Raw genomic sequence first — 4,979 nt, 5'->3', positions numbered from 1 at the left:
GGGCGCAGTATTTACTTTTTTTCTTGTTTTATTTTTATTAAAATATCCTGTTTTCGTTCCCAATTCGGTGCGATTAAATTTTTGTCTACACATAATTGTTCAATTCGTTTTTCCAATTCCAAACATAAAGAGCGTAAGTCTTTCATAATTTCGTTCAATTCTGCATTCATAACTTTTCCTCCAGCTAATGTTTGAAGTAAAATACTGTTGATTTCCTTTTCGCTATCATTCAGTTCAGGAACTGTCCACTCAAATTTCGAACCTCTTTCAATTCCGCTTATTAATGTGTGTGGTGTGAATTCTCCAGTTTTTAAATCTTTATAAAACCAAGATAATACTCCAAATAATGGACTTCGCTTATTGATAATTAAATCACGCTTTCCTCCTAAATGCTGAAAAGTATTTCTAAAATATTTTAGGTGTTTAAACTTTCCAATAATCTCATTAGGTTGTTCCCAAGGCAGTTTTATTAGTAAATCTCTAATTCGGTCTGTATAATCTATAATACTCCAAGCATAATGAAATGTTATCGGAACCTCTTTTTTTTGATGAAGAGATAAATCAAGTAAACGTTTTTCAAGAACTGCAAAATTGTGCTCTAGAATATCAAATGAAAACCTAACTGCATCAAAAATGAGAAAGTCGTTTTTCTTTATTTCGGCAGGTAATCTATTTAATATCGAATTTTCACTTAAGATTGTCATTTGTCATATGTTGCCTTTTAGTTTTGTATATAGCCTTTGTTGAGCGCAGTATTTTAGCTGTATTTTTCAATAATCAAAAAGTTGTTTACTACGTGTTCATCTATTTTCTGTGCTAAACTATAAAGAAATTTATTTGCTGTGAGCGCTTTATCTAAAGTGTAACTCAATCTTTTTCCGTGAGCAATTTTATTTCGGTCATCTCGAAGACTGTGAAACGTATCTTTTGATTCAGGCTCTAAATTGTAAGTTAGCAAATCAGTCATCAAATTTGGAATATCAGCACTTTTCCACCTTTTTTTATTGTTAATAATCTGTTTAGCCCCATACAAAGCTAATTTCTCTGACGGCCAAATTATTGACTCTTTATCAATCAGACGTGTATATTTAATATATCTGTCTATATGTTTTTTATTATGCTCTTTTCTTAACTTCTTTAAGTTCTTTTTCTCGTCTTCAGTTAAAGAAATAGTTCGAGTTATTTTTCTTTCAATAAAATTCAAATAGTCGTCCTTACCTCCGTGAAAGTCAATTATTTCATCAATAAGCGAAAAAAAGTACGATTCAAAAAATGAAAAATTAGAAAGTAAAATATTCGCACCCAATACTGTCTTGTAACGAAGCATCGTTTTTTTTTCAGTAGAATAAGGGTCGGTTGAGTTTCTAAATTCAGAATTTTCAACCAAATGCGTGTTTGAGTCAATATCGTGTTGTTGAAATGCATACCTCAATTGGGGAACTGCTGTACAAACAAGTACGGAAAAATCTAAAGTAGATTGAGAATGTTCCTTTAGTATTAAAAATGCCTTTGACCTTTTAATCTGCATAGTTGTTTTTTTTATATTGCGCCCAACGTCTAGGCTATGGTTAGTACGGGAATTAAAAGTAGTAAATTACAGATTAAGCACTTAGCCAAAACTTTTTATTTTGTTTTATCTTTTCATTTTTAAAGCCAAATCAAAAGATTTGGCGGACTTAGTTTAAAGCTCTAAACTTTGGGTTAAGCACCAAAACCCGTATTAATTATAGCCATTGTTGTAACCAGTACTTATTCAAACTTAGAATTTAAAAAAGCATCTAACATTTTCTTTCCAATTTTTTCATCTACAGAAGATATATTCATTGTGAACTCCTTTTTGTCAAATAGTCGGCTAAAACCAATACTTTTCATTTTCATTCCGTTCGGAAAATCAATTGTAATGTCAAATCTTTGAAAATCGAGTCCACTTATTTTTTGAGTTGATGAAATAGAGTCAAGTTTTGCTTTCGGCATTTGTGTCTCAAATGTTTGATATAGGATTTTATTCACTTCAGAATAAGTTTCCAAATATTCTCCGTCAATTTCAACATCAAAGGGTTGCCAATTGGCTTCAAAGTTATTAAACTGTCCGTTTTTATATGTAAAAATGGTAACTGCTTGATTATCTACTTTTTCATCAAAAGTATTTTCAATAGCGTCTATTCCTTTTTTTAAAGTTTTATTCCATTCTTTTTGATTTATTGGTTCAAAGTTTTCTGGAATATCTATAGTCCAATTAAACTCTTCTATTTTTAGAGTTTCTGGGTCAGATTTAGTTTGACTATTACAACTCTGAAATCCTATTAACAGGAATAAACATAATATTTTCAATATTCTCATTTTTCGTATTGGTTACAACGGCTAGGCTATGATTAGTGCGGTGTTTGAAAGTACTTACTTTCGGTAAGGCACTGACCCGAGCGAGCCGTTTTTATATTTGTTAATTTTCGTTTCATAAATATCTAAACTGCGAGCGGTTTAAACAAACCAAAACTTCGGTTTAGCATTTCAGCCCGCATTACTTATAGCCATTGTTGTAGTCAGTTATTATTATTTTTTAAAGTCCGTCAAATATTCCGCCAATGAATTCTCCAATTCCTTCTAAAATTCCACCAAAAATATCTCCAAAGTCCAACCAAGAAGCGTCAATATCTAAATCTGGAATTGTCAACCAATCAGCAGAAGTACTCGTAGCAAGTCCGCTTAACATTTCCGTTTTCATTTCCACGTAATCACAAACTTCTCCAGTCAATTCGTGATAATTATCAAAATCTGAGTGAGAAGAAAATGTACACATTGCCCAACAGTGCCAATCGATTCCGCTTGCATCATAATGTTTAGATTTCTTTGACGCTTTTTTTACTTCTTCAGGTTTATAATACTTTTTCTTTCCGTGTTCTTTGATAAGTATTTTTCCTATATCAGTAATGTATTCTTTTTTGTTTAGTGGCGCAGGTGGACATTTCAATTCCATAATTTTAGTTTTAATTGGCTACAACGTTGTTGTATATGGTTTGTTGCGTGTTTTAAGCAACTAATTTAGTAAATAATTACCGACCAAGAAAGTCCGCGAGGGCTTTCGCAAGTAGGCAAGAAGCCAGCAATAAATTATATACGGTGTTACCCACAGTTATTTTCCAAACATTTTAGGGAATTTCATTCTGGCATATTTATTAAATTCTTCACTATAAATAAAACTATTATCTTCTATAAATATTAAATAATCTTCAAGATATTTTATAGAAACGGATTCCGGATACTTCCCAATTATTCTTTCAAATTCTTTCGTTAACTCTGGTTTAATTTTATGCGGTTGACTGTTCCAATCAAATATAGGTGTGTTATCCATACCAAACATTAAGTAGAATAAATTATTTTCAAATTCCTCTTGAGCATACTCGGGTAATTCAAAACCTTTATTTGACCTAGCAAAATGTTCCCAGAATAACATTCTTTCGATTAGTTCTTTAGTTGATATTATAATTCCTCCGTCCTCTGCAATTGGAAACTTGATTTCTTTGATATATTGTTTCTTGAAAACATTCATTCTTTCACTAAGATAGATTGTGAAATTATTTAAAAAAGAGGGATCTTTCTCTAAAAAAATATCACCTTCTGATGAAGAAATGAAAAAACCATATTCTTTAATAATTGCTTCAAATTCCTTTGCCTTTGGGTCAATTAACGTTTCGTTTGAATAAATTAAGGTATTGTATGTCTCGTAATTTGCGTCATTGTATAAACTATCATTCAAGTTGTTTTGATAGGTAGTAAAATTTATTAAAAACTCCACAAATAGGCTGTCGTTATTTTTAGTTGAACGAAAATCTCCATTTTCTTTAAATTCTTCTAATGTCAATAATGAAATAGAATTCTCTGATAAAAGATATTTGGGCTTAGAAATCGGACTTAATTTTTTTGAATTTGAAACATTGTTAGTTAGGTCAACTTCCTTTGAATTTACAATCTTTAATTCAATGGTTTTTTTCTTTTCCGTGTTTTTGACTTCAGTTTTATTCTGACAACTTATAAGTCCAATTGCCAAAATGATAAATGTAATTCTCAAATTATTTTTTTTAATTGTGGGTAACGGCTCGGCTATGGTTAGTACGGGAATTAAAAGTAGTGAACTTTTGATTAAGCACTTAGCCAAAACTTTTTATTTTGTTTTATCTTTTTGTTCTTAAGCCAAATTAAAAGATTTGGCGGACTTCGTTTAAAGCTCTAAACTTTGGGTTAAGCACCAAAACCCGTATTAATTATAGCCATTGTTGTGTGTAGTTTTTTATCGTTCAAGTTTATTCATTCTGATAGTATCAGTCGGATTTCGAAAACCAATTAACTTTTCACCATCAATTATCTTCATTTTTAATGAATCCGATGTCAGATACCAATCTCCATTTTTCTCAATACATTTTCCATCTAAAAATCCCCAAGATGAACCAGGATTTAAACTATAAGACATACTAAATCCGTTAGTTTTTTTCCATCGAGTTAACCTGAAAATTGAATCAGCTTTTGTAAATTCCCAACTCTCTAATCTGTTATTCTGGTGTCTATCGATTCCTTTTCCAAATAAGTAAAACATTATTATTGAAGATAAAATCGAATTAATGAAGAATAGTTTAGAGTATTCTTTCTTTTTAGCAAAAAATAAAATTCCTCCAATTATAAGATTAATTATAAAAACAAAAGGAATCAATAGAAAGATTCCAATTGAAATACTTGGATCAGGATCCATTTGGTAAACCCAAAACCAAATCAATCCAAAGTCAATTATTATAATTCCTAAAATTTTATAGAGAGTCTTCATTCAAATTCTGCTTTAGCATTTTTGGTTATTGTTTGTTTCATTACAAACTCCATTCAGTCATTTTTTTTATGAATTTTGAATGTTATAATTTGGTTTCTCAAATTACACACAACGTTTAATGTATGGTGCGTTGGCATCCCGTAGGGTGCATATGCAATATACATAG

The 4,979-nt window shown here is 30.5% G+C and carries 6 protein-coding genes; all 6 read right to left on the bottom strand.

Annotation, left to right across the window (positions count from 1 at the left end):
• Nucleotides 1-11: 11 nt before the first annotated feature.
• Nucleotides 12-704 carry a hypothetical protein gene (locus CXF67_RS07985; RefSeq protein ID WP_102088277.1) on the bottom strand — a complete coding sequence of 231 codons (693 nt, stop codon included), beginning with the start codon at nt 702-704 and terminating at the stop codon, nt 12-14.
• A 53-nt stretch (nt 705-757) separates the two neighbouring features.
• On the bottom strand, nt 758-1,528 hold the full coding sequence (locus CXF67_RS07980; RefSeq protein ID WP_102088276.1) for a HEPN domain-containing protein: 771 nt from the start codon (nt 1,526-1,528) through the stop codon (nt 758-760).
• Between the two features lie 221 nt (nt 1,529-1,749).
• Complete coding sequence (locus CXF67_RS07975) at nt 1,750-2,331, bottom strand: hypothetical protein (RefSeq protein ID WP_257984629.1); 582 nt, start codon at nt 2,329-2,331, stop codon at nt 1,750-1,752.
• A 226-nt stretch (nt 2,332-2,557) separates the two neighbouring features.
• Nucleotides 2,558-2,974 carry a hypothetical protein gene (locus CXF67_RS07970; protein ID WP_102088274.1) on the bottom strand — a complete coding sequence of 139 codons (417 nt, stop codon included), beginning with the start codon at nt 2,972-2,974 and terminating at the stop codon, nt 2,558-2,560.
• Between the two features lie 156 nt (nt 2,975-3,130).
• A complete protein-coding gene (locus CXF67_RS07965; protein ID WP_180957923.1) occupies nt 3,131-4,066 on the bottom strand; it encodes a hypothetical protein in 936 nt (311 codons plus the stop codon).
• A 219-nt stretch (nt 4,067-4,285) separates the two neighbouring features.
• A complete protein-coding gene (locus CXF67_RS07960) occupies nt 4,286-4,813 on the bottom strand; it encodes a hypothetical protein (RefSeq protein WP_102088272.1) in 528 nt (175 codons plus the stop codon).
• Between the last annotated feature and the right edge of the window lie 166 nt (nt 4,814-4,979).

Origin of the sequence: Psychroflexus sp. MES1-P1E (assembly GCF_002836055.1) — a bacterium.
GTDB lineage: Bacteria > Bacteroidota > Bacteroidia > Flavobacteriales > Flavobacteriaceae > Psychroflexus.
This window is presented reverse-complemented; position numbering and strand designations above follow the sequence as displayed.